The sequence below is a fragment of the Undibacterium cyanobacteriorum genome, from assembly GCF_031326225.1.
Lineage (GTDB): Bacteria > Pseudomonadota > Gammaproteobacteria > Burkholderiales > Burkholderiaceae_D > Undibacterium > Undibacterium cyanobacteriorum.
This window is the reverse complement of sequence record NZ_CP133720.1, coordinates 1,816,410-1,841,853: the sequence shown is the minus strand read 5'-3', so window position 1 is coordinate 1,841,853 and position 25,444 is coordinate 1,816,410. Positions and strand designations below refer to the sequence as shown.

Genomic DNA, 25,444 nt, shown 5'->3' with positions numbered 1-25,444 from the left:
AGGGTTTCTCTGTTTCCGAACTTCTCGGAGTCTCTGCGTCTCTGCGTTGAGGGGTTTTAACTACGATTCATTTAAACAGTCACCGGATTTGGTTTGTTTGGATCAATGCCATATTTCTCAATCGCTTGTGCCACTACGGAAGCCGAGATGGAACCTTCGTCTGCCAGGGATTTCAGCGCCGCGACTGTGACGAAATAACGATTGACTTCGAAGAACTCACGCAACTTTGCACGGCTATCAGAACGACCGAAACCATCGGTACCCAATACTTTGTAGCTACGGCTCTTCGGAATAAATGCACGTACTTGTTCAGCATAGACACGCATGTAATCCGTCGATACAACGATAGGACCTGCAGTATCTTTCAAGCACTCAGCGATGTAAGGCACACGTGGTGTTTCGGTTGGGTGCAACATATTCCAACGTTCCGCATCTTGGCCATCACGCGCCAACAAAGTGAAAGATGGTGCAGACCAAATATCGGCCGCGATACCCCAATCATTTTGCAACAGATCTGCCGCCGCAATCACTTCACGCAAGATAGTGCCGGAGCCTAACAACTGCACGCGATGTTTGGTTTGCGCTTCCGATTTCTTAAAGGAGTACAGACCTTTGATGATGCCTTCTTCTTGACCAGCAACCAAACCTGGGTGAGCGTAGTTCTCGTTCATCACAGTGATGTAGTAGAACACGTCTTCTTGGTTAGTGACCATGCGACGCAAACCATCATGAATAATGACTGCGACTTCATGCGCAAATGTCGGATCGTAAGGAACGCAGTTTGGAATCGTCGATGCCATTACGTGGCTATGACCATCTTCATGTTGCAAGCCTTCACCGTTCAGTGTCGTACGACCCGCAGTACCGCCGATCAAGAAACCACGTGCACGCATATCCGCTGCGGCCCAGGCCAAATCGCCGATACGTTGCAGACCGAACATCGAGTAATACGTGTAGAACGGGATCATCACGCGGTTATTGGTTGAGTAAGAAGTCGCCGCAGCGATCCATGAACTCATACCACCGGCTTCATTAATCCCCTCTTGCAAAATCTGACCGGCTTTGTCTTCGCGGTAGTACATCACCTGATCTTTATCGACAGGTTCGTACAACTGACCAACTTGGCTGAAGATACCGATTTGACGGAACAAGCCTTCCATACCGAATGTACGCGATTCATCGACCATGATCGGCACCACACGTTGACCCAAACTACTATCACGCAGCAAAGACGTCAACACACGTACATAAGAAGCTGTTGTCGAAATCTCGCGACCTTCCGCCGTTGGTTCCAACATGGCTTGGAAAGCCGACAATGGCGGCACCACTAATTGCTCATCCGCCTGTTGACGACGTTGTGGCAAGTAACCACCTAATGCAGCACGACGTTCGTGCAAGTACTTCATTTCTGGCGAATCGTCAGCTGGTTTGTAGAATGGAATTTCCGGCAGTTTGTCATCTGGAATCGGCAATTGGAAGCGATCGCGTACGGATTTGATCGTTTCGTCATCGAGCTTCTTCGTATTATGTGCCGTGTTACGTGCTTCACCTGCTTTACCGAAACCGTAACCTTTAATACTCTTCGCCAAAATCACCGTCGGTTGATCAACGCTTTCTTGTGCGACTTTAAATGCTGCATAGATTTTGTGTGGATCATGACCACCGCGTGTCAAGCGCCAGATATCGTCGTCCGACATATGGGCGACCATCGCCAATGTACGTGGATCTTTGCCGAAGAAGTGGGAGCGAACATAGGCGCCGTCTTTAGCTTTGTAGTTCTGATATTCACCGTCGACGGTCTCCATCATAATCTTACGCAACGCGCCTTCTTTGTCTTTCGCCAGCAATTCATCCCAACCAGAACCCCAAATCACTTTAACCACATTCCAGCCTGCGCCACGGAAGTCAGATTCGAGTTCTTGAATGATTTTTCCATTGCCGCGTACTGGGCCGTCCAGACGTTGCAAATTACAGTTCACCACGATCACGAGGTTATTCAACTTTTCACGGCCCGCCATGCCAATCGCGCCCATGGATTCTGGTTCATCCATTTCACCGTCGCCGCAGAATGCCCAGACTTTACGTTTTTCCGTATCAGCGATGCCACGTGCGTGGAGATATTTCAAAAAGCGTGCTTGGTAGATGGCCATCAATGGGCCCAAGCCCATCGAAACAGTTGGGAATTGCCAGAAATCTGGCATCAGTTTTGGATGTGGGTAAGAAGACAGACCTTTGCCATCAACTTCACGACGGAAGTGCAACAACTGATCCTCGCTCAAGCGGCCTTCGAGGAAAGCGCGAGCATAAATACCTGGAGAAGAGTGACCTTGAATGTACAGCAAATCCCCACCGTGATCCGCCGTTGGTGCATGCCAAAAATGGTTGAAACCAATACCGAGCATATTCGCCAAAGAAGCGAAGCTCGATAAGTGACCACCTAAATCGCCGTCAAGACGATTCGCTTTGACCACCATCGCCATCGCATTCCAACGCATGTATGAACGCAGGCGCTCTTCGATTTCCAAATTACCTGGGCAATGCGCACCTTTATCGGCAGGGATCGTATTGACGTAAGCAGTATTGCTTGAGAACGGGATATTCGCACCACGACGACGCGCCAAATCCATCATACGTTCCATCAAATAGTGCGCGCGGTCTGGACCTTCCGTATCAATCACAGCTTCCAATGCATCAAGCCATTCATTGGTTTCGATCACGTCGGGATCATTCACGGCTTGCGCCAAAATTTGGTCTATCTGTGACATACGGTCTCCTGGTTCAAAATTGTTTTTTGCTGTCGTACTGCCTTGCCATCACCCTTCACTATTCACCAATCTTCAGCGAAATCACTGCAATGCGAGTATAGATTTGATGACCAAAACGAACCTGTGACTGGCGACAAAAACTGCAACGACAAAGCAAATACTTCATTACTTTAAAAACTGAATGAGCTTCATAAACTTCATGAGATTTCATGAACTACCGCGATGAGATCAGCGTTTTCCAATCAGGATTACACGTCTCTTTTTACTCTTATTCACGTCATGCGTGAACAAAAAAGACGCACAAAATCACCCCAGCTTTTCACGAAGTAAAAGCATTCTAACAGGTGTTTTCGCAAATTTCAAATTACGATATGTCGTTTTATAATGTGAAATTTGTGTCGCAATGCAACATACAAATCTTTGTATTTATTGATAATTTCCATGAATACCGCGATGACCACGCCATGCTTTCTCGCCCCATAATTCTTCAACTATAGATTCTCAATCGTTCCGCCTCCGCCTTGCAGCCTTGTCGCTTTATAGGATCGTAGCGCACCGACCTACTCAATACCCTAATCGCCATTTCACCAACACCGACTTACCCAAAGCACATTGATGGTGCGAGCAGACTCCTTACAAGTTACGTAACTAAAAGAAAATTTTTTGATGACGCTAAAATTACCTACCCAAAGGAGATCAATTACATCGAGAAAAGTTGGCACCTCACCGCCAGCCGCATTCAACGATCAAGCACTTGATCATTCTGCCTTCTAGACCGACTTCGACTTTTGATTCATCACTACACGAGCTCCAATTCTTTAACTTTTTTGCAGTTCATTGTTACCTGTTTGTTGCAAACCCGAGCAGAGGCGGCGTGCCATCCTTTATAATGACGGCCATCCACCATTTTTCTAATCTCTCGCCGACTCCACCTTGGATCAGGCCTTTTCGAGCGAACTACCATGACTGCACAAATCATTAGCGGCACCGAACTCTCTCAACAAATCCGCGCTGACGTCACCAAACGCGCAGCAGCGCTCACTGCCCAAGGTAAGCAGCCAGGTTTAGCGGTGATTCTTGTTGGCGACAACCCTGCATCACAAGTTTATGTGCGTAATAAAGTGAAGGCTTGTCAGGATTGCGGCTTCCATTCCGTGCTTGAAAAATACGAAGCCGATTTGAGCGAAGCAGATCTATTGGCGCATATCGACCGTTTGAACAATGATCCTAAAATTGATGGCATCTTGGTCCAGTTGCCCTTACCTGCTCACATCAATGCCAATAAAGTGATTGAAGCCATCGCGGCGGAAAAAGACGTTGATGGCTTCCATATCAGCAATGCAGGACTGTTGATGACTGGCCAACCATTGTTCCGCCCTTGCACACCCTACGGTGTCATGAAAATGTTGGAATCCATCGATTATCCAGTGCGCGGTGCCAATGCAGTGGTGGTCGGCGCGTCGAATATCGTTGGCAAACCACAAGCGATGCTGTTATTACAAGCAGGCGCAACCGTCACGATTTGCAATTCCAAGACCCGTGATCTGGGTGCACACACACGCAATGCCGATATCTTGGTGGTCGCGACTGGCAAGCGTAATATTGTGACGGCAGACATGGTAAAGCCAGGTGCTGTCGTTCTCGATGTTGGCATGAATCGTGATGACGAAGGCAAATTATGTGGTGACGTTGATTATGCCAATGTCAAGGAAGTGGCTGGCCACATCACACCCGTACCAGGTGGCGTGGGCCCGATGACGATCACGATGCTTTTGGTGAATACCATCGAAGCGGCTGAGCGTAAGTAAATCAAAAGAATTGAAAAATAAGTAGCGCTCAAGATGAGCTTCAGAAGTTAAGCATTCCAAGAAACGCCGTCGTCAGCAATGACGACGGCGTTCTCGCTTTAAAAACATAGGAACCCACTCAAAACTTGATGTCGTTCCTAGGATCTTGAAGAGCCCCTTGATTTCGAGGCTAGCACACACCATGTGGTATTCTAGACTTCGACAGCTCACAGGCGACGAGCTCGCCCGAACGCTATGCTAGCCCAACACTCATGCAACACTTTTAAAGTAACAAGAAAACAAGATGAACAGTCATACGGAACTTAATCCCCTACTCGATTTTTCTGATTTGCCACGTTTCGATGCCATCACCGCCGAGCATGTGGCCCCAGCGATCGACCGATTGCTAGAAGAATGTCGTCGCACAGTGGCCCAGTTGGAAGCACCCATCGAAAACATTACGTGGGACAATTTTGTCACGCCACTTGAGACGACGACCGAGCGATTAGGCCGTGCTTGGGGTATTGTGAACCACCTCAATTCAGTACGCGACACGCCAGAATTACGCGCTGCCTACAATGAAGCACAACCCAAAATCACCGAATTTTGGACAGCATTAGGACAAAATCTGCAGCTCTACCAAAACTACAAAGCACTCGCGACCAGCCCGAGCTACGCCGATCTCAGCTCAGCGCGCAAAAAAATCATCAGCAATGCCTTGCGAGATTTCAAGCTTGGTGGTGCAGAGCTCAATGACGACGCTAAAAAACGCTATGCTGAAATCCAAGAGCGTTTGGCAGCACTCTCCACACGTTTTTCAGAAAACTTGCTCGACGCCACCAACGACTACAAACTGCTTATCGAAGACCGCGAACAGCTAAAAGGATTGCCCGAAGACGTTTTACAAGCCGCCGCCAACGCAGCGCAAGAGGATGGCAAACAAGGATATCAATTCACCTTGCACTTCCCATCCTACTTCCCTGTTTTGCAATACGCCGAAGACCGCTCTCTACGCGAAACGATTTACCGTGCAAATGCCACCAAGGCATCTGAACTTGGAGGAAATGCCGAGTGGGATAACAGTGCATTGATAGACGAAATTTTGCGCTTGCGCCAAGAGGAAGCTGAACTCTTAGGTTATCGTCATTATGCAGACGTGTCCTTAGTCCCAAAGATGGCAGAGAGTGCAGAACAAGTCGAAACCTTCTTACTCGATCTCGCCACCAAGGCCAAACCATATGCAGCAAAAGATCTCAGCGAGCTTCGTCAGTTTGCGAAAGAGCAGCTCGGCATCGATGATCTGCAAGCATGGGATACGACTTATGCATCCGAAAAATTGCGTGAACAGCGCTACGCTTTTTCTGAACAAGAATTGAAGCAATACTTTCAAGAACCGAAAGTAGTCGCAGGTTTATTTCAAGTCATCGAGAAACTATTTGGCGCCACGATTCGCGAAGATCACGCGAGCACTTGGCATGAGGATGTCCGTTTCTTCCGTGTCGAACGTGAGGGCAAGCTGGTCGGCCAATTCTATTTGGATTTATATGCTCGCGCCGCCAAACAAGGTGGCGCCTGGATGGACGACGCCCGCGCCCGTTGCCTGAAACAAGGCCAACTGCAAACGCCAGTGGTCTACCTGACCTGTAATTTCAATGCACCTGTGGTAGTTGATGGTGTGCGCAAACCAGCCACCTTCACGCATGATGAAGTGATCACTTTATTTCATGAGTTCGGACATGGACTACATCAGTTACTCACCCAAGTCGATGATATCGCTGTTTCTGGTATCTCGGGCGTGGAATGGGATGCGGTTGAACTACCTTCCCAATTTATGGAAAACTTCTGCTGGGAATGGGACGTGCTGCAATCGATGAGCGCCCATGTCGAGACAGAACAAGCCCTCCCGCGCAGTTTGTACGACAAGATGATTGCGGCGAAAAACTTCCAAGCAGGCTTGCAGACTTTGCGTCAAGTCGAGTTCGCCTTATTTGATATGCGGATTCACGCCCAGCACCCGAAAACAGGTTCAAGCGCATCCTTCCAAGTAGCACAAGTACTGCAGGACGTGCGCAATCAAGTGTCGGTCATTCAACCACCGAGCTTTAATCGCTTTCAACATTCGTTTAGTCACATCTTTGCAGGCGGTTATGCGGCGGGCTATTTCAGTTACAAATGGGCCGAAGTCTTATCCGCCGATGCTTATGCCGCCTTTGAAGAAGTGGTCGAAAGCGAAGGTACAAGTCTGTCACGCCGCGTCGGGCAGCGTTTTCAAACCGAGATTTTGGAAGTCGGTGGTTCGCGCCCTGCCTTGGAATCCTTTGTCGCTTTCCGTGGCAGAAAACCATCGATCGACGCCTTATTGCGGCATAATGGTATGAATGCTTAAGAAGTAATTGGAAAACAGGTTCACGTTTTACTTGAGGGAATGGGGCGACATCATGATTCAGCGTAATAAAATCAATAAATCGAGATTGACATCAATTTTCATTTTACTTGGCGTCGCTGCAGGTTTATTGACTAGCAACGCCTTCGCGCAAGCCTATAAATGGATCGATGCCAATGGCAAAACCGTTTATAGCGATACGCCTCCACCGCCAAGCGCAAAAAAAGTCGCGACCAAGAGTTTCGACACCGGCAGCAGTATTAATACAGCGAATTTCCCATCTGATCTTGCCGCTGCCGTGAGCAAGAATCCCGTCACACTCTACACAGCGCCAAATTGTGGCGCATGTAATGAGGGGCGAAGTCTGCTAAAACAAGCGGGCATTCCGTTCACCGAAAAAACCGTCAAAACCAACGACGACGTCAATAAATTGAGTCAAGTCAGCGGAGATACTTCACTGCCCTTATTAATTATCAGTCGTAGCAAATTCAAGGGCCTCGACGCGGTCGAATGGAAAACGGCCTTAGCTGCGGCAGGCTATCCTGAAACCAACAAACTTCCGAAAGACTACCGTTATCCTGAACCCGAACCTGCAGCACCACCGGTCGTCAACGAAAACAAAGCCGCCGATACGAAGGCTGCGGAGCCACTAAAACCGAAATCATCTTCAGCATCGGGCATACGTTTTTGAGGTAACAAGGGGTATTTCCTTGATCATCGTTCCTGCTTTATTTTTGCTTATTTTTTAAACTACCACTGACAAAATGCCTCGCGTCGACTTTCACAGCCAAGTTAGCGATAGTCTGCATTACACTTGCCGTCTAGTTCGGAAAGCACGTGCCGCTCATTGCAACATCATCATCTATAGCGACGATGACGCTGCCTTAGCGTGTCTCGATGAACAGCTATGGTCGTTTTCGGCCAGCGACTTTCTGCCGCATAGCTATCTTGACGATGCAAATGCACCTGTGACGCCCATCATTTTGACCAAAGACTTGCAAGCAAACCTACCGCATCGTCAAATTCTGATTAATTTGAGCCGAGAACTCCCCACCAACTATCAAGAGTTTGAAAGAGTGATTGAAATCGTCTCGACCGATCCGACTGACGCGCAAGCAGCCCGTCAACGTTTTCGACAATATCAACATGAGGGCATCCAACCCTCACACACCGTAGCCAGTACAACATGAACGAACAAATCGACTCGAGTATTCCAGTGCTAACTGAGGTCATTCACTCACCGACTAGCACAACGCCCGAAGCACCGCACCAAAGCAGCGCAAAACCCGCAGCGCCGAACACATCGTCTGTACCCTCGGCGGCTTCGACGATTCGCTCCTCGTCCAGTACGCTTGGCACGAGCACGACCGCGGCAAACACTGCGAGTGCGGGTCTCAGTGCGGGTCTCAATTTCGCGCCGCAGGCCTTGATACGTGAAAGTAGCGTAGAGTCAATACCAAGTAACGCGGCCAGCTTCAGTAGCACCTTGCCAGAAATTGATAGTGAAGATTGGATTCTGCTGGAGCAAAGCGTACGTGAAAATGTGCTCAAGCAAGTCTTATCACGAGTTGATTTTGTTCTCGAACACCGCGTCAGCGATAGCTTGGCCGATGTCCTACAAAAGGCGGTCGATCAACTCGCAGACGATATCCGAGTTGGTCTTAAAAAGAGCATTGAAGAAGTTGTCACACGAGCCGTGAATCAAGAGATTACCAAGCTCAAAGGGTTGCGCTAAGCCAAGCGACGAAGAATCATGAAATCTTAGCGTTTTGAGACCCGAACCGACAATTCTGGCGTCTTTTCGTCAAACGCGATCCGGGTCGTGAACTTTGCCCTTTTCATCGGGAATCGTGAATGGAAGTGGCGCACATTTCCCGACCCCGAAATGGCTCGCCGCACAAATTGGTAATAAGCTTCCATATCAACTACGTGTATCACCAAGAAATAATCGATCTCACCCGATACAAAGTAACATTGCATCACTTCGGGTTCGAGGCTCATACACGCTTCAAAGTCACGCATGTGCTCATCGGATTGATTTGCCAATGAGATCTCTAAGAACGCCAACATCCCATAACCAATCGAAAATGGGTCGACCATCGCCACGTCTGCACTGATGACACCAGCATCGCGCAATGCCTTCATGCGTCGCAAACAAGTCGGTTGCGAAATATGCAGTTTTTCAGCAAGCACTCGAGTTGGTGTTTGATTGTCTTTCTGCAATAAATTGAGCAGCTTACGATCAATCTTATCGAGAGTGAGGAATTTCGCCATAAGGAGCGCAACAAAAGTAGGTCAATGTCTCGTAGTCAAGACTGTCAATAAAAAACTTCAGCCGCAAGCATAAGGAAAAATCATCAAAACGTCTATGACGACGGCATAGCAGAAAGCAAAAAGCTCGGAACTAGTCCGAGCTTTTCGAGCTTTTGAATCTCTTGGTTCAGGCTTATTTCAAGCTCAATACCCATTTCACCAAAGTTTTCGCTTCAGCTTCAGATACTTGAGTATTCGCTGGCATTGGAATCGCGCCCCACGCACCGCTTCCACCCTTCAATACCTTTTGCACCAACTTTGCTTCAGCAGTTTTGTCAGCTGCATATTTTTTTGCAACTTCTTTAAATGCTGGTCCCACGACCTTCGCGTCGACATTGTGGCAAGTCATGCAGTTCTTGGATTTCGCCAAATCTGCATTCGCCATTGCTGTACCAGAAACGCCAAATGCGATAACGGCTAAGAGCAAGGATTTTTTCATTTGATTCTCCGATTAAATAAGTGGTGTCTTATTTTAACGCTTTTCTTACCTTGCACCAATAATACAAGCGCATTCCCCCCCTAAATGTGGGACAAAGCAGGTTGACCGTAGGACCAATTATCCCTATGATGGAATGCAATTCTGAGCAAGTTAAGCCAGCTCATTGCCAACCTAATTTTCATACTTCAATGCTATTAATTATCATTCTTGCGCTTCTCTACACCTTGAAACTTGCTGAAGTTGGTTTCATGGAAAATGTTTCGTGGTGGTGGGTGAATGGTTTGGCCTTTCTGGCCTTTCTTTGGTTTGAGTTCATCGAACGCGCGTTGGGTCTGGACAAAAAGACCGAGGACCGCATGCACGACAAAATGAAAGAAGAACGCATCAAACGCGGTTTCAAGAAAAAGTAATTCTCGACTGACTTCCCATCCAGTACGATAAGCACGCGGTGACATGACGATCGAGACTCGACAGTTACGCTATTTTGTCGCGGTCGCAGAAGAATTGCACTTCGGCCAAGCCGCGCGTCGTTTGCACATGACGCAACCGCCCTTATCACAAGCCATTCAGAGCTTGGAGGCAAGCCTCGGTACAGCACTTTTCTACCGAACCACACGCCAAATTTCGCTGACCGCCGCAGGCAAGGCCTTACTTCCCGAAGCGCGGCGATTGCTACAGCATGCTGATGAACTCAGTCATATCGCACAACGCGCTGCCACTGGCGAAACGGGCAAGCTTTCGTTAGCTTTCGTCTCAATCGCCGATTACAGTGTACTGCCACCCAGCTTAAGAAGCTTCCGACATGCCTACCCCAATGTGCAGATTGAACTACATGAAGCGACCAGCAATGTACAACTAGAAGCCTTAGAAAAATCTGAAATCGATGTTGGACTACTAATCCCACCTATTCCAGATTCATCAAAAAACATTCTCGACTATCGCACGATTCGCACTGAATCCTTAGTGCTGGCCTTACCGTCGCACCAAAAGCGTAAGAAAGCTGCACAGTACCTCAGCACCTATAAAGATTTGCCATTAGTGCTATTTCCCCGCACAATTGCGCCTGCTTTGCACGATAGTATTCTGGCTTGCTTTCAACATCTTGGAATGACGCCTGTGATCTCACAGGAAGCGATCCAAATGCAAACCATTATTGCTCTGGTGTCAGCCGATATGGGCATCGCTTTGGTACCGCAATCAGTTTCGAATTTACAGCGCCCTGGCGTTCATTACCAAGCGCTGCAAGATATCGATGCCAAAGTCGAGATCGGCGTCGCCTGGCGTAAAGACAATGATTCACCAGTCCTCAAAGCATTTTTGCAACAACTAGAAGAACAATGACATGTTAGAACATCCAAATTTCAATCCCGTCGCGATTGATCTCGGTTTTATCAAAATCCATTGGTACGGTTTGATGTACTTGGTGGCCTTCATCCAATTCGTCGTGCTGGGTCGCTTACGACTGCGCTTACCGCACGTGAACGTACTCGGCTGGACCAAAGATCATATCGACGACATGCTGTTTTATGGCGTGCTAGGAGTAGTGATCGGCGGACGTTTAGGCGAAGTTTTTTTCTACAACGCGAGCTACTACTTAGCCAATCCAATCGAGATCCCAATGATCTGGCGCGGTGGAATGTCTTTCCATGGTGGCTTCCTGGGCGTGCTGGTCGCGATGTTCCTGTGGGCTCGCAAGGCCAAGATGTCGCTGCCTGTTGTGTACGATTTCATTGCTCCCTTGGTTCCACTCGGCTACGCTGCGGGGCGGATCGGCAATTTCATCAATCATGAACTACCAGGACGTATCGCTTCACCCGATTTACCATGGGCCATGATTTGGCCTGGTGTGCCCTATCCCGTTCATCCTTCGCCGATTTATCAAGCCCTGGTTGATGGGATTTTAGTGGCCATCATTATGTGGTGGTTCTCGTCCAAAAAACGACCTGCGCTGGCAGTTGGCGCAATGTATGTGACGCTGTATGGCTGCACACGTTTTTTCACCGAATATTTCCGTACGCCAGATTATGAAGTCAGCTTTGCTGGCATCACCATTTCAGCCGGTCAGATGTTGTCCTTCCCTATGGTGATTGTCGGTGTCATTTTATTGGTAATGGCCTACCAAGGTCGTTTTGAATCTGCCAAGAACAGTGCGCCGACATCCAAGCAATCAGAGGCGGACCAAACGCCAACGAAGAAGAAAAAAAAGAAGAAATAGACCCCTGCTGGTATTACATTGCTAGCGTGAACAATCAAAATAATCAAACAAATGTGCCCTTCAAACTTAAGGGCCATTTGTTCAATCTGCACTCATAACACCACAATCATAAGAACGACGAGATCACCATGGACGCTATTCGATGTGAAATTGACCCAGAGAGCCAAGGGAAAATCGCCTACGTTACAATCGACAACCCAGGCAAACTGAATGCACTCAATATGGGCATGTGGAATGCCCTCACGCAGCATTTTCTGGAGCTACATCAAAACGACACTCTGCGATGCATCATTATTCGTGGCGCCAATCGTAACTTCGCTGCTGGAGCTGATGTCGAGGAATTTAGTACCGTTAGAAATACGCTCGCCGATGGAATGAAATACCACAATCAAACTGTTGCGGCAGCTTTGAAAGCTATCAGCGAGTGCCAACATCCGGTGGTGGCTGCGATCGAAGGTGTTTGTGTCGGCGGCGGTCTCGAGATTGCCATCTCCAGCGATATTCGGGTCGCCGATCCATCCTCCCGTTTTGGTATTCCGATCAACAAACTGGGATTTCCTTTAGCGCCAAAAGAGTTACAAAGCCTACTCGGCCTAGTTGGTCGAGCGACAGCCCTCGAAATTTTATTGGAAGGCCGTATTCTCAATGCGATTGAAGCCAAACAAAAAGGTCTCGTCCATCGACTCTCTGACGACGTACATACCGAAGCGCTGGAGACAGCCAAACGTATTGCACAAGGTGCGCCACTCGCGGCTAGAATCAACAAAAAGTTTATTCGACGTCTGAGTTTCGTACCCGAGCGTCTCAGCGACGACGAATTATTAGAAGCTTTCTCGTTCTTGAATACGCAAGACTATCAAGAAGGTGTGCTCGGTTTCTTGGCCAAGAAAGTACCTGAATTCACCGGAAAATAATCGACTTCCATGTGAATTCACTTGCGTATTTCATGCTGTATCCATTCTCCCATTATTCAAGCTCGTCACTATGAATGCCAATCTCTACGCACATTTCGCTTCACACTTTCCGGCGGACTTGTCACGCTGCTGCATTGAGACCGCCGAGCAAAAGTATTATTCCTACCTTGATATCGAACGCGCCAGCGCGAAACTGGCGAATCTCTTATGTAGTTTAGGTTTAAGTGCCGGTGCACGGATCGCAGTGCAAGTCGAGAAATCACCGGAAGCCTTGCTGTTGTATTTGGCAAGTCTCCGTGCGGGCTTCGTTTTCCTGCCACTCAATACGGCCTATCAGCGCAATGAGATTGCTTACTTTATCGAAGATGCCCAACCAGAAGTCTTTATCTGCGCGCCGGCCAATTTTTCCTGGGTCTCCCAACTTGCTTTTCAAGCTGGAGTGAAACGCGTCTTCACCTTAGATGCCTGTCGACAAGGGCCAAATCAAGGCAGCTTGCTGGAGCGTGCGCTCCCCATGTCAGACCAGTTTGAAACAGTACAAAGCAATGGCGACGATCTCGCTGCAATTCTGTACACATCGGGCACGACAGGGCGAAGCAAAGGCGCGATGTTAAGTCATCGCAATTTGAGTTCCAATGCAGACGTCCTGCACCAAGCTTGGGCTTGGTCGAGCCAAGATGTGTTACTACATGCATTACCCCTGTTTCATGTGCATGGACTATTTGTTGCTTCTCATGCTGTCCTACGCAGTGGCGCACGCATGATTTTCTTACCGAAATTCGAGGCGAAACAATGCCTCGAATTTTTATCCCGTAGCACGGTCATGATGGGTGTCCCAACCTACTATGTTCGACTTCTGCAAGAGCCTGATTTCAATGAAAAAGCCTGTCACAACATGCGGCTCTTCATTTCTGGCTCTGCTCCATTGCTGATGGAAACCTTCACAGAATTTCAGTCACGAAGTGGACATACCATTCTCGAAAGATATGGCATGAGTGAGACGACCATGCTGGTTTCTAATCCCTACTCTGGAACGCGCAAAGGCGGCACCGTTGGCCTGCCGCTCCCAGGTGTCGCGGTCCGTGTGGTGGACCCAAATGGCTCGCCATGTACGCAGGGAGAAATCGGCGGCATCGAGGTCAAAGGACCTAACGTGTTTTGCGGCTATTGGCGTATGCCAGAAAAGACGGCTGAGGAATTTAGCTCAGATGGCTACTTCAAGACAGGCGACCTCGGCAGTTTCGACCAAGATGGATACTTGAGCATTGTCGGCCGCAGTAAAGACCTCATCATTTCTGGTGGCTACAACGTGTATCCCAAAGAGATCGAAAGTATTCTTGATGAAATGCCAGAAATTGATGAGTCGGCAGTGATAGGGATTCCACACGCTGATTTTGGTGAGGCCGTATGTGCTGTGATCGTGCTCAAGCCCAAGGCATCTCTTGATGAGCAAAGTGTGATTGCACGTCTGAAGTCTCAAATCGCTAACTTCAAAGTGCCGAAGCAGGTTCATATCGTGCACGAACTACCCCGCAACACCATGGGTAAAGTTCAGAAGAACATCCTTCGACAACAATTCACCTAAACTGCTTGGTATTTGCTTGATTGGTGATATTGCTTGCATTAGTTCAGGCAGGCCTAAGCGGATTTCAACTCACAAGAGTTTCAATACGGCCTGCCACTCTTCTTCCGTCACAGGAGTGATGGATAAACGACTTCCCTTTTGCAACACAGTCATGGTCGCCAATTCTGGTTTAGTGCGCATTTCACTAAGGCTGAGTAGCCGAGTCTTTCGAGTGCCTTTGACATCGACCAAAAGCCAGCGGGGATTTTCCCGTGTCGATTTTGGGTCGAAATACTTACTCTTCGGATCAAACTGTGTTTCATCTGGGTACGCTGAACTGGCGACCTCGGCCAAACCTGCGATGCCTGGCTCCGCACAACTTGAGTGATAAAACAAAACACCGTCACCAATGCTCATCTGATCGCGCATAAAATTACGGGCTTGGTAATTCCGTACTCCAAACCAGGGTGCAGGCCCTAAACGCACAGCATCATCGATACTGACTTCATCAGGTTCTGACTTCATTAACCAGTATTTCATCTCGATGGATTCCCTTCTACCTGCTTCAACAATGTGACGTGAAGACTTCTCGTTTTCTTTACTACATCTAGTCAGCGTGTGAAATATCGTCCAACCCAAGCGACTCGGTCCATACTCACCGCCACAAGGTCTAGACCTTTTCCTTACACGCGGAAGATGGATTTGACTTGCACAGTGTACCGAGTTTTTTACTAGCCTCCTCATGGCTATGCTGTGCTGCACGTGCGTACCATTGAGTCGCTTGTTCTACATCTTTTGCTTGTTTATACAAACCTTTCTCGTAGATCGTTCCAAGATCAAACTCGGCTTGGCCGTAATTTTTCGCTGCGCTTTTCTTCAGGAATTCCATGCCTTTGTTTTCATCTTTGGCGACGTGGAGTTGGCCCGTCAATAGAGTGACACCAACTTTACGCATCGCAATTGGCACGCCTGCATCGGCCGCTTGGACATAATGATCCCAAGCTAATTGGGCATTTTTTTTGACGCCGATACCGTGCTCATACAAATAGGCAAGATTATGGGTAGCTGCGGGCTCGCCAGCCTCGACTGCTTTTTTTGTCCACGAAAACGCCTTGGCGTCATTCTTTTTGATGCCACGTCCAAGAATGTAGTCGTTGGCCAATTCAAAATACATCCGCGTTCTGCCACGTTCCGCCGCCCGCTCACGATACAGATGCGCAGACTCAGGATTTGCCATACCGGTCTTACTCATACTATACAAATCGGCTAAGCGACTGATGCAGTCCAAGTGTTCTTTCTCAGCGCACTGCAGCCAAGCTTGCTCCGCCGCGTGGTAATCTTGTTTCACGCCATCACGCCCAAAGAAAGCATCTTCACCCGCCTGATACATCAGGGCCTCTGGACTCAAACGTTCACTGGCCATACGCTGCGCGTTCGCGATAGTTTCCATGGACGTTGGCGGCATGACAGTACGTTTGTTTGTATCGTTCGCACAGGTTCGCAAGAAACCGATCACGATCATGGCGATAAAAATCCACATCCGAGGATTGGAAAAAATGCTGTCATCGTCATCCTCATGCTGTTTCTGTTCGACTTTTTTAGGTTCAATCTTGAGTTCGGCCGCACGTTCGCGCCACGCTTGCAAATTCGTCCAACTAGTCACGAGGCTCAGCCAATTGGGAAAGTTACTTCCCATGTAGTGAATAATGCCGATATTCTCTTTAAAAAACGCTTTGTCAGGCATGCTGGCATCGCGCGCTCGACGAATCAAAAACACTTGGCGATCAGCCAAAGCGCGATCTTGATCATTGAAACTACTCATTTCAATCAAGGCGTGATCGAGGAAATAGCCAAGCTCACCAAATCGCAAAAGGCGATTTCGGTCTTGATTCCATTGAAAACACTTCACCGTCGCGCCGAACAAATTACCATTGCCGGGCTGCCAGCCCTGAGCCACGTAATGCGCCATCATCCACTCAAAAACATCACGCGCTTCTACATTGATCAAACGATCGTCATCCATCGCCTCTTGCAAAATCGGACCGAGGTCGGCGTCGTCGTTGTTGGACTCTCGTACTTTCTGTAAAACTGCGTCGTACACCTCACGCGCCAATTCAGTTGGATCAGGTAAGGCTGGCACAAGATCTGCGGCTGGTTCTTTCGAAGTTTCGAAAGCGTCTTGCTCTACAACAGACGCGGGCTCCGGGGCCAGTTCGAGTATTGGAGATTTTTCGTGTCCATCCGCGTGACTAGTGCGATCCGATTCCTCAGTCGAAAGCTGAGTGACTCCCAGGTTGACCTGCGAGATTGCTGCCTGCACACCGCGTTCGATAGCAGCTTCAAGATCTTGATCAGTATTGGATGCGCCTAAAATGCTGTCCGAACTACTTCCTGAATTACTTGCCGAAATGGTTGCCAAGTTGGTCGACAAATCGGTCTTTTCAGGTGACGTCGCGCTCTGGCTTTCGTCATGGTGTTCGACTTGAATCTGAGTTTCAGTCTTAGTTTCAGTCTTAATTTCAGTCTGCGTTTCAACCAAAGTGTCAACCGGAGTTTCAACTTGAGTTTGCTCTTGAGTCTCAGCTTCCTGTGCCGCACGCCAATCACGATGTCGAGCCCAAGCGATCGCGTACTCGTAGGACTCTCGTAAATCTTGAAAGCCATTCAGATCAGTTTCCTGATCGATTTGTTTCAGAGCTTTCGCATAAGCACGTTTGATCGTCCGTTCATCGGCAGAGAAATCAAGTCTTTGATCAATAAAGAACGCGGGCAAATCTTCCATTTCACTCATGAGCACTCCACTCATTCGGTGAAATCAGGATGCAACACCACGTCACGCTCGATTTCATCCAAGACTTCGACAAATCGCTTTTGCGCAGGGGCAATCAGCTTGGGGTTCTGTGTTTCAACGACCTGCTCAAATTCAGCAATCTGTGTCGTCAACCATGCACGAGTATCACCTTTCAATTGCTGATAGACACGATCTGCTCTGGCCATTACGGTGCGAATTTCGAGTGTATCGCGTGGGTGCATTTTAATTTTTTCTAAATCTGCCAAGCGCGTAGCAATTTGCTCGTCAGACAGCAAGCCTGGATTACCTTGAATCACCATCGCATGCTTTTGTTGGTTTCTCAGTACAGTAGCCTGCACTTCCAACAAACCATTCACGTCGTATGTAAAACGAAGATCAACGCCATTATCTTGGCTTGGCAAAGGGTCTAAAGGAAATTCCATCTTGCCGAGGAAAATATTATCTTTGACCAAGCGCGACTCGCCTTGATAGATGTTGAATATCAACTTGTCTTGTTTGTCTTCGATCGGATAATACCGTTTTACGCGACTAACCGGCACCGTGCTATTGCGCTCAATGATAGGAGAGAATTGACCACCAACCGTTTTGTTATCGGACAAGACAATCGCCGTATCAACGCCCAAGGAATACGGTGCCACGTCCGTCATGACAACTTCATCGAGAGCCGAATCTTTCATTTTCAAACCAGCTTGCACGGCGGCACCCATCGCCACCACTTCATCTGGATTGATATCACTGAGAGGGAAACGACCAAACATCAGAGTCACCAAGCGTTTGATAATTGGCATGCGCGTCGCCCCACCTGCCAACACGATGCTATCCAATTGATTGCTCCGCAAATTGGTATCACGTAATGCGCGTTCCACTGGCTCACGCAAACGTTTGACCAAGGGCGATGTAATCTTAGTGAACAGTTCCTCGTTAAATTCCAACTGCAAAGTGGACTCCGTGGTTTGTACTTCCATCAGCGCTTTTTCGCCTGAGGACAGCTCACGTTTAGCCTTCTCTGCCGCGGCAAATAATTGCTGCATGAAACGCGCATCGTTTCTCACCTTCGCCGGAAACTCATGTTTTTCGATGAAGGCATCGACCATCACCTTGGTGATATCTTCGCCACCGAGGAAATTATCACCAGCGGATGCGCGCACTTCCATCACCCCATCAAACATTTCGAGGATAGACACGTCGAAGGTGCCGCCGCCAAGATCGAACACCAAGAATTTGCATTCGTCTTTGAACTGATGCATGCCGTAAGCTAGAGCGGCGGCGGTCGGTTCATTCACCAAACGATCCACCTTCAGATTCGCTAACTGCCCCGCGACTTTCGTCGCCTTACGCTGCGCATCAGAAAAGTAAGCTGGTACCGTAATCACCGCCTCAGTCACCGGTTCACCCAAGAAGGCTTCAGCATCTTGCTTGAGACTCTTCAGCACAAAAGACGACAACTCTTCCGCACGAAATTCTTTATCACCAAGTCGGATTTTTTTATCACTACCCATGTAGCGCTTAAACACGGCCGCCGTGCGTTCAGGATGCGTCTGCAAACGTTCACGTGCAGCCTTACCGACCAACACTGTACCGTCCTCATCTAAGCTGACACAAGACGGAGTCAAAAACTCACCCAAACTATTCGGTATCAACTGCGCCTTACCGTCGCGCCAAATCGCTACCAAGCTATTCGTTGTTCCTAAATCGATACCAATGATCATCTTGCAAACCTATTTTCTGGGTAAATTATTCTTCAACACACGGACGATCAGAGACCTTTCCCTTTTGTGCCCTTATCTTTGTTTATATTGTAAGAGGAATTACATGCGTTGACAATTTTGCACCAGCAAAAAAGGCGAGATCACACGAAAAAGCATTCCATTTTGAACATGATTTTTCAAGCCCTTCCAGAACTTAGATGGTGATTCAAAAACACGACATCGCTGCTCTGGTTGCTACCCAAGCTAAAATCGCTAAAAAGCCCTATTTGAGGAGGCCTATTTTGGGCAGCCATTTTTCCTTGCTAAGTTCGGTGAAGGCTGCAGGCGATTTTTAAACTGTCGTTTGCATTGCCATCTTAGCTTGGCATTCTTCGATTTCCCATCTGAGGTTGTCGCAGCTTTGTGCTTGGTACAAGTCTGCAAAGTACGCATCTTCGAAGAGTATGCCTGTCTCGGCTTTTTGCAACATCGCGCACAGAACACGTTGCCGACCGATCCAAAATAAATCATCGTTCACATACTGATATTCACGACGTACTGCTTGTGCATAATTGGTGTAGATCTCGTGCGATTGGCCGAGTATCGCCAAGTCTGCACCGATCAATACTTTCGCCAGTGGTGATTGCTCCCGGACTTGTTTAGAATGTTCAGTGGCACGAATCAGCTGGGCAACTTCCTCGGCACAAGTTGGATCGAGCTGCGCCGCCAGCCATGCTTGCGCACTGGCTTCCTCATCTGATTCGTTTTGCTCACCACGGTAAATGAAATCGTGAAACCAAAACGCCAATTGCAACACGCGCAAATCATGCGCTGCGATTGAGTGATTGGCTGCGTACACTTTCAGTTCACTCAAACCGTGCACGAGGTGCTCTAAGTCATGGTAGTAACGGCGCGGCCCACTATATGCAGAAAGGATTTTTTGTAGGAACATATGGCGCGGACTTTGTGACGCACGCTCATCGTTTGCAGCGCGATCAGTAGCACGCTCCGGCGAATCAGGCCACAAATGCGCCCACTCACGATGCAGCCAATCTTCAATCCATGCCTGATATGCCGGCCTTGGTACAAATTTTTTCATATGCCAATGCCAACCCACCGGCCCCTGCAGGCCACGGACAAAAGTTGAACTCACTGATCCCAAATCACGCGGTGGCATCACGAACAAGGTTTTCGCCCCATCGATCACCTCAACATTCGCTTGCTGAAGTAAATTCTCATAATCAAAGTCGGCATTATTTCGAATACCCCGTATCAGGTAATCGACCCCATGGTGCTTCGCTGCGCGCGCTGTATAGTCGCCTTTCACAACCACCACCTTCACGTTGTACCAGGCACGTTCGTGGCAGCTGGCGATCACAATCTTTTCGCGTTGTGCAGCTGTGAAGTGGCAGTGTTTAAATGGATTCTCCGAAATGAACACAATGACCTCATCAGCCAACTGACGCGCTTCGCCAATCACCCACATATGTCCATTCGTAATCGGATCTAAACTTCCTGAAAAACCGATTCGTTTCATTTGATTTCCCCTTCGTTGCACAAGTAAGAATAAAGTTCTTCCACTTGCGAAACTAGTCTTGATAGATCGCCGTCATTGGAGATCACTTGGTCAGCGCCAAGCAAGTACGCCTCTCGACCCACTTGCATCGCCATCATGTTAGTTGCGTCATCCGATGTCCAAGTAGCTTGACGCTGCAAGAGTCGATTCAAGCGTAAGGCCTCCGATGCATCCACCACCACACGTCGCCATACTGGAATTGGAGAGTCATCACTCACTAAGCTCAGCGCAGTCTCACAAACCACAAAAGACGATGTCTGCTGTGCTAACCAATGTTGAAGCGCGCTCTGAATAAATGGCTGCATGATTCTGAGCAATTCACGATTCTGATCTGGATGCTGAGAAAAATAACTCCGCAAACAGCCACGCTGTAAGCAGCCGCTCGTGGTGATCAGCTGCGGAAAGGCCTGCTTCAAATGATGCATAACCGGATGCTGAGGATCTTGATGCATGGAACGCGCCAACGAATCTAGATCGAGAGTGACGACGCCATAAGCTTCAAGCAAGCGTCTCACGGTCGATTTTCCACTTCCTATCGCACCAGTGAGATGCACTAAACGTGTTCGCGCACTTGTACTCATTGTCTAATTGATTCTCCACCGATGCAGTTTCTTAACGACGCTCTTCGATAGAATCCATATCAATCTAATCTCTTCTTCACGTCAATATTGGTCAATCAACCAATATTGAAACTATAGATTGCAGAACAAAGTTTTGCAAGTATAATTTTGGTCATTCAACCAAATAAAAATAAACTACGCTCCCGCAACTCATTGATTCAGGTCTAAGGAGGCCCGACATGTCGAGGAAATCGAACACACAACAACGTCGACAAGAGATCACGACCGCCTTTCTGCGGGTGCTCGCGAATCAAGGTTATGAGAAGGCGACGATTCAAGCGATCGCCAAAGAAGCCGCACTCACACCGGGTTTAATTCATTACCACTTTTCAACAAAGGCTGAAATACTCGTGGAGTTGATCACCACATTGACCACAGTGTTTGAAGCACGTTTTGAAGATCTGCTGAGTCGAGCGAAGACGCCGCACGAAAGACTGCGTGCCTATGTTGAGGCGCGTCTAGCCAAAGGTGAAGGTGAAAATCCAGAAGCGGTTGCGGCTTGGGTGATCATTGGTGCAGAAGCCATTAAACAAGAGGAAGTCCGAACTCTGTACGCGCAAGCAATCGCTAGAGAACTGCGCTTGCTACAAGGCTTGCTGGCCGACTATTTGCTCGATCAAGGAAAGAAAGAAAGTTCAGCACGCCATCTTGCGGCGACGCTGCTGTCGACAATGGAAGGCAGCTTTCAGTTAGCGAGTGCCGCAGCAGAACATATGCCCAAGCGTTACGCAGCAAAAACCGTGCTACTCATGATCGAACGGTTCGTTGCACTCGAACCGGCAAACAAATAAAACGAGAAAATTTGATGATGGGAAAAGCTGAATTCTTACGAATGGCACTCTGATCGTCGAAGTGGAGATCATCAACAAAACACATACTTGTTCGCCAGATCAAGTAAGAATCCGGGCTGTGCGTATGCCCACAGCGCAAGTGCTGTCAGTGCAGAGATGATTAACACCAAAAGCCCCATCTTAGTATAATGATTTTTGAGAATTTTCATCTAGGTTCTCACAGTTCACTCACGTCGCACCGCATCAGGTCGCGTCACTCTCTATCTTAGCTCTGGCGTGGCGCACTTTTACTCAAGCCAGTGCTGGCTTTACTTCGCGCTCAGTCGCACTTTCATCGATTGGTAAATTGATGACAGTAGCAAATAATCCGAGAGCGATCACGATTAACCAAACGGCGTCGTAGTTACCGTTCTTGGTGTACAAATAACCGCCCAGCCATGCGCCAATGAAGCTGCCTAGTTGATGCGAGAAGAACACGAATCCCGATAACATGGACAAATACTTCACGCCAAAAATACCGGCGATCACACCATTGGTCAAGGGCACGGTTGACAACCACAACAGTCCCATGGCCGCCGCAAACACGTACACACTAGAAGGCGATAAAGGCGCCAAGATGAACAGCGCGATCACGATACTGCGCGACAAATAGATCGACGACAGCAAATAGCGTTTTGGGAACAAGCCACCGAGTTTGCCGGCATAGTAAGAACCGAAAATATTGAACAAGCCAATTAGGGACAATGCAATCACGGCGATCGATGGATCGACGATGCCCTTGTCTTTCAGATAGGCGGGCATGTTCACACCAATAAAAACCAACTGAAAGCCACAGACGAAATAACCCGATAGCAGCAAAAGGAATGGCTTATGCGAAAAGGCTTCGCGAACGGCTTCCATGGTGCTTTGTTGCGGCCCTGTCGCTGCCTGTACTTGGGGTTCACGCAGCTTCCACGCCATCGGTAACATCACGATCAACAAGACGGCGGACAATACGTACAACGCATTTTGCCATCCCGCATGTTGAATCAACTGCTGATCAATGGGCATCATCACAAATTGTCCAAAGGAGCTCGCCGCCGAAGACATGCCAAAGGCCCATGAACGTTTTGCTTCCGGCGCGGTGCGTCCAATAATGCCACTAACAGCACCGAAAGTCGTACAAGCGAGAGCGCCACCAATCAAGAGGCCCGAGCCCAAGACGAATAAAACTGGGGCTGTCACTAAAGCCATCCACGCTAATCCTAGCGCATACAAAACGGCGCCCAAGATAATCACTTTGGCCGTGCCTAGTTTATCGGCCGCCATCCCAGCGAAGGGTCCGAACACACCCCACATCAAATTTTGAACGGCGATCGCCATCGAAAAAGTTTCGCGGGTCCAACCATGGCTCATCGAGATCGGTTGCAACCAAAAACCGAAGCCGTGACGCACACCCATGGCCAAAGTCAACACGCAGCCGGTTGCCAATAATACGGTCTTCAGGTCGGGCGCGGTGATAGAGGAAGTCTTTGTGGCGATGTCGGTCATGGCTTATTCCGTTTTTGTTTCTGTTTTTGTAGATGGCTCAAGTCTGATCGTCCCTTCCCGATTGAGCCCATTCGATAGGTCTACCGAGTTTGGGGCCCAGTGAGTTTTAAACCATTGAATGAGGGAGGATCAAGGGAGATTTGCAAACCTAGCTTGAGTCTCCAGTGTAACGGAAATACTCTGTCTCTGCTGCCAAGTGTCTTGCTTTGCCTGCCAAAACGCATTCGCGATCGATAAGAGATATCGAACAAACAACGCTAAATGCCAAGTTTCAATTGCCGCCTCGTGTTTGTAGCTTGGAGTCTGTAGTGGGCCAGCTTAGGATGCCGAGAACTGGCTTTGAATCCGCACACGTTCTTCTCTTGCAAAGCTTTCTAATTCGGGAAAGAATTCGAAAAAATACTGCGTCAGCGTGTGGTAGTGCTGCCGCACATCGTCGATACCCGCGAGCAGTAGATCGGCATTGCGGCTTAGGCGTCGCGACATGCGTTGAATGGTCAATTCAAAGCCCTGCAAGTCACGATAAGAGCGTATCCAATCTTGCTCGCGCATGCGAGGTGCGGCGTAGCTGAGGCTGTCTGGAAAATGCGGCGCTTGCTTCATCAAAGCTACATAAAATTGTTCGACGAAGTCATCAAAATCGAGCGTACAAATATGCTCCCAATGTTTAGCGAGGACATGATCGTAAAACACATCCAAGACGATCCCTGCATAGCGGCGACGCCCCTCTCCAAATAAGGCGCGTGCGCGAAAATTGAGTGGATGTTGATCAGTGAAACTATCGATGCGTCGATGAAGTTGAATCTCAATCCGCGTTTCCAGCGGCAGATGTTGGTCCTGACCTGGTCGCAAGAAGTCACCGAGCAAAGCGCCGAATTGCGCCTCGGCACTGTGCTTCGCCAGATAGATATGTGCGAGGTAATTCATAAGCACGCATTGTAGCTGACAAAATCAAACGCAAAGTGAGGCAATGCCAGCTCAGACTAAGACATGCGCTTTCGTTCAAATGCCAATGCAATAGAGAGACGTGAATACGTGATCGAAAAAATAAAAAAGCACTTATCGCGTAAACGATAAGTGCTCTTCATGAATAAGGCCCCACCTATGCCGCTGGCCGGCATCCTGAACCTGGCGGTTCAAGTTGGCCAAGGTCAGTTCAAATCGGGTTCATCGGACATAAGCGACGCTCACGCCATTGAACAATTTCCTCAGCCTATGCACATAAATGGTTCAAGGAATATATGGCCTGGCGAACACGGTAGGAGACTGTAGTTTACTACTTTCCGAAAAAAAACTCATCACTTTTTTCGAGTCATACTGATTGGATTATCTAATGCCTCAGCAAATTGACATAGATTCTTAAAATAGAGTTTCCTGCGGCGTCAATGCTTGATCAATAACATCATTCATTGCTTGCATCTTTTGTTTAACTTCACCCAAACTCAAACCTGACATCGGTCCGTCATGCGTCTTCGTCGCTAACAAATCGATGGCCATACTTAAGGCAGCCATCACCGCAATACGATCAGTCCCTTTTACTTTGGATTGATCACGAATCGTCGTCATTTTGCCATCCAAAAAAGAGGCTGCTTCGCGCAATGCTTTATCTTCACCCTCTTTGCAAGAAAGCTTATAGGCCTGCCCCATGATCGTGACATCAACCTGAATTGTCTTGACCTCGCTCATGCCGCATCCTTTCCATCTTCTTCTGGTAATTGTGCCAAGATGGCTTCGACTTTGGTGTGGGCTTGCTGCACGCGATCACGTAAGTCTTTGTTCTCTGATGCGAGCTCCACTGCAGTGCGACGCAAAGCAGCATTCTCTTGACGCAGAGTTTGCGTCAATTCCGCTAAGCGATTGACTTTTTCAGCGAGTTGTTCAAATTCTGAGATCATCGTTTCAATCTTCACAATGAGCACCGGCAGCGAAAAAACCGAACTGGAGATCAGATCAGCCCTTCAAGGTGGCGGCTTTGAGTTAGAAACCGAGTGAATAAATTCACCGAGAGGGTTCATTATAAAGGGATTTTTCGCAAAAAATCATTTCC

Annotated in this window: 23 protein-coding genes and 1 other RNA gene; 11 read left to right on the top strand and 13 right to left on the bottom strand. The window is 48.4% G+C overall.

Going from position 1 to position 25,444, the window contains the following annotated elements:
* Positions 1 to 71: 71 nt before the first annotated feature.
* On the bottom strand, positions 72 to 2,765 hold the full coding sequence (gene aceE, locus RF679_RS07595; protein WP_309483615.1) for a pyruvate dehydrogenase (acetyl-transferring), homodimeric type: 2,694 nt from the start codon (positions 2,763 to 2,765) through the stop codon (positions 72 to 74).
* 962 nt (positions 2,766 to 3,727) lie between these two features.
* Between aceE and folD the strand changes: the two genes are divergently transcribed.
* The 5 genes from folD to RF679_RS07570 all read left to right on the top strand — a co-directional run bounded on the left by folD (position 3,728) and on the right by RF679_RS07570 (position 8,670).
* Positions 3,728 to 4,573 carry a bifunctional methylenetetrahydrofolate dehydrogenase/methenyltetrahydrofolate cyclohydrolase FolD gene (gene folD, locus RF679_RS07590; protein ID WP_309483614.1) on the top strand — a complete coding sequence of 282 codons (846 nt, stop codon included), beginning with the start codon at positions 3,728 to 3,730 and terminating at the stop codon, positions 4,571 to 4,573.
* Positions 4,574 to 4,856: 283 nt separating this feature from the next.
* Positions 4,857 to 6,938, top strand: a complete 2,082-nt coding sequence (locus RF679_RS07585; protein ID WP_309483613.1) for a M3 family metallopeptidase — start codon at positions 4,857 to 4,859, stop codon at positions 6,936 to 6,938.
* A gap of 52 nt (positions 6,939 to 6,990) precedes the next feature.
* Positions 6,991 to 7,626: a glutaredoxin family protein gene (locus RF679_RS07580; RefSeq protein WP_309483612.1), complete on the top strand. Its 636-nt coding sequence runs from the start codon at positions 6,991 to 6,993 to the stop codon at positions 7,624 to 7,626.
* A 73-nt stretch (positions 7,627 to 7,699) separates the two neighbouring features.
* Positions 7,700 to 8,125 (top strand): DNA polymerase III subunit chi, encoded by a 426-nt coding sequence (locus RF679_RS07575; RefSeq protein WP_309483611.1) that lies wholly within the window; start codon positions 7,700 to 7,702, stop codon positions 8,123 to 8,125.
* Positions 8,122 to 8,670 (top strand): hypothetical protein, encoded by a 549-nt coding sequence (locus RF679_RS07570; protein WP_309483610.1) that lies wholly within the window; start codon positions 8,122 to 8,124, stop codon positions 8,668 to 8,670. The genes RF679_RS07575 and RF679_RS07570 overlap by 4 nt, the downstream gene beginning before the upstream one ends.
* Positions 8,671 to 8,696: 26 nt before the next feature.
* Here RF679_RS07570 and RF679_RS07565 read toward each other — a convergent pair whose 3' ends face one another.
* Both RF679_RS07565 and RF679_RS07560 read right to left on the bottom strand, forming a co-directional pair.
* Complete coding sequence (locus RF679_RS07565) at positions 8,697 to 9,209, bottom strand: Lrp/AsnC family transcriptional regulator (RefSeq protein ID WP_309483609.1); 513 nt, start codon at positions 9,207 to 9,209, stop codon at positions 8,697 to 8,699.
* Positions 9,210 to 9,381: 172 nt separating this feature from the next.
* The gene (locus RF679_RS07560; protein ID WP_309483608.1) at positions 9,382 to 9,687 is read right to left on the bottom strand and encodes a c-type cytochrome; all 306 of its coding nucleotides are present in this window, start codon (positions 9,685 to 9,687) and stop codon (positions 9,382 to 9,384) included.
* A gap of 188 nt (positions 9,688 to 9,875) precedes the next feature.
* On the opposite strand from RF679_RS07560, the gene RF679_RS07555 reads away from it, so the two are divergent.
* From RF679_RS07555 to RF679_RS07535, 5 genes are all read left to right on the top strand, one after another.
* Positions 9,876 to 10,097, top strand: a complete 222-nt coding sequence (locus RF679_RS07555; RefSeq protein ID WP_309483607.1) for a TIGR04438 family Trp-rich protein — start codon at positions 9,876 to 9,878, stop codon at positions 10,095 to 10,097.
* Between the two features lie 43 nt (positions 10,098 to 10,140).
* Complete coding sequence (locus tag RF679_RS07550) at positions 10,141 to 11,028, top strand: LysR family transcriptional regulator (RefSeq protein WP_309483606.1); 888 nt, start codon at positions 10,141 to 10,143, stop codon at positions 11,026 to 11,028.
* Position 11,029: 1 nt separating this feature from the next.
* Positions 11,030 to 11,902 (top strand): prolipoprotein diacylglyceryl transferase, encoded by an 873-nt coding sequence (gene lgt / locus RF679_RS07545; protein ID WP_309483605.1) that lies wholly within the window; start codon positions 11,030 to 11,032, stop codon positions 11,900 to 11,902.
* A gap of 128 nt (positions 11,903 to 12,030) precedes the next feature.
* A complete protein-coding gene (locus RF679_RS07540) occupies positions 12,031 to 12,816 on the top strand; it encodes an enoyl-CoA hydratase/isomerase family protein (protein ID WP_309483604.1) in 786 nt (261 codons plus the stop codon).
* 70 nt (positions 12,817 to 12,886) lie between these two features.
* Positions 12,887 to 14,401 carry a malonate--CoA ligase gene (locus tag RF679_RS07535; RefSeq protein WP_309483603.1) on the top strand — a complete coding sequence of 505 codons (1,515 nt, stop codon included), beginning with the start codon at positions 12,887 to 12,889 and terminating at the stop codon, positions 14,399 to 14,401.
* Positions 14,402 to 14,470: 69 nt separating this feature from the next.
* Here RF679_RS07535 and RF679_RS07530 read toward each other — a convergent pair whose 3' ends face one another.
* The 5 genes from RF679_RS07530 to coaE form a co-directional block, all read right to left on the bottom strand.
* Positions 14,471 to 14,920: an EVE domain-containing protein gene (locus RF679_RS07530; RefSeq protein WP_309483602.1), complete on the bottom strand. Its 450-nt coding sequence runs from the start codon at positions 14,918 to 14,920 to the stop codon at positions 14,471 to 14,473.
* A 130-nt stretch (positions 14,921 to 15,050) separates the two neighbouring features.
* A complete protein-coding gene (locus RF679_RS07525; protein WP_309483601.1) occupies positions 15,051 to 17,171 on the bottom strand; it encodes a tetratricopeptide repeat protein in 2,121 nt (706 codons plus the stop codon).
* A gap of 11 nt (positions 17,172 to 17,182) precedes the next feature.
* Positions 17,183 to 18,901 (bottom strand): molecular chaperone HscC, encoded by a 1,719-nt coding sequence (locus tag RF679_RS07520; protein ID WP_309483600.1) that lies wholly within the window; start codon positions 18,899 to 18,901, stop codon positions 17,183 to 17,185.
* Positions 18,902 to 19,232: 331 nt separating this feature from the next.
* Positions 19,233 to 20,417, bottom strand: a complete 1,185-nt coding sequence (gene coaD, locus RF679_RS07515; RefSeq protein ID WP_309483599.1) for a pantetheine-phosphate adenylyltransferase — start codon at positions 20,415 to 20,417, stop codon at positions 19,233 to 19,235.
* Complete coding sequence (gene coaE / locus RF679_RS07510; RefSeq protein WP_309483598.1) at positions 20,414 to 21,037, bottom strand: dephospho-CoA kinase; 624 nt, start codon at positions 21,035 to 21,037, stop codon at positions 20,414 to 20,416. The genes coaD and coaE overlap by 4 nt, the downstream gene beginning before the upstream one ends.
* A gap of 218 nt (positions 21,038 to 21,255) precedes the next feature.
* Here coaE and RF679_RS07505 point away from each other — a divergent pair, with 218 nt between their 5' ends.
* The gene (locus tag RF679_RS07505) at positions 21,256 to 21,867 is read left to right on the top strand and encodes a TetR/AcrR family transcriptional regulator (protein ID WP_309483597.1); all 612 of its coding nucleotides are present in this window, start codon (positions 21,256 to 21,258) and stop codon (positions 21,865 to 21,867) included.
* A gap of 291 nt (positions 21,868 to 22,158) precedes the next feature.
* Here RF679_RS07505 and RF679_RS07500 read toward each other — a convergent pair whose 3' ends face one another.
* From RF679_RS07500 to RF679_RS07480, 5 genes are all read right to left on the bottom strand, one after another.
* Positions 22,159 to 23,397: an MFS transporter gene (locus RF679_RS07500; RefSeq protein WP_309483596.1), complete on the bottom strand. Its 1,239-nt coding sequence runs from the start codon at positions 23,395 to 23,397 to the stop codon at positions 22,159 to 22,161.
* A gap of 318 nt (positions 23,398 to 23,715) precedes the next feature.
* Entirely contained in the window at positions 23,716 to 24,324 is a 609-nt protein-coding gene (locus RF679_RS07495; RefSeq protein WP_309483595.1) for an acyl carrier protein phosphodiesterase, read from the bottom strand.
* Between the two features lie 164 nt (positions 24,325 to 24,488).
* Positions 24,489 to 24,665: non-coding RNA, 6S RNA (ssrS, locus tag RF679_RS07490), on the bottom strand.
* Positions 24,666 to 24,756: 91 nt separating this feature from the next.
* Complete coding sequence (locus RF679_RS07485; RefSeq protein WP_309483594.1) at positions 24,757 to 25,083, bottom strand: cell division protein ZapA; 327 nt, start codon at positions 25,081 to 25,083, stop codon at positions 24,757 to 24,759.
* The gene (locus RF679_RS07480; RefSeq protein WP_309483593.1) at positions 25,080 to 25,292 is read right to left on the bottom strand and encodes a DUF904 domain-containing protein; all 213 of its coding nucleotides are present in this window, start codon (positions 25,290 to 25,292) and stop codon (positions 25,080 to 25,082) included. The genes RF679_RS07485 and RF679_RS07480 overlap by 4 nt, the downstream gene beginning before the upstream one ends.
* Positions 25,293 to 25,444: the final 152 nt, after the last annotated feature.